This window comes from Roseibium sp. AWQ4_254, from assembly GCF_056161025.1.
Genome location: NZ_JBSWYH010000116.1, coordinates 1 through 320, shown reverse-complemented (window position 1 = coordinate 320; position 320 = coordinate 1). Strand labels below are relative to the sequence as shown.

Here is a 320-nt window from a genome sequence, read left to right as displayed (position 1 = left end):
CGCGAATGCCAGTTGATCCGGGCCACGTCGAGGAAGCGTCTTTCGTTGAGTTGGAACTGGCCCCGGCAGCTTGCCCTGCCCCGCCAGGGGTCGTTGTCCCGCCCCCGGAACCTGTCTGTGCAAACCGGGTTGATATTACCCTTTCGGATGGCCGAAGGGTGTTGATCGAAGGCCCAACGGCCTTGGCCGCGGTGATGGGACTGGTTCAGGGTTTGACGGAGTGATCCCGGTTCCATCGAACACCCGGGTTTGGCTGGCGGCCGGTGTGACGGACATGCGGCGCGGCTTCAACTCTTTGGCCGCACAAGCCGAACAGGTTC

1 protein-coding gene is annotated in these 320 nt (G+C 63.1%); it reads left to right on the top strand.

The features are described 5' to 3' along the window. On the top strand, positions 1-224 hold a 224-nt coding region (locus ACXAIC_RS24865; RefSeq protein ID WP_475187143.1), incomplete at its 5' end, for a hypothetical protein. Positions 225-320: the final 96 nt, after the last annotated feature.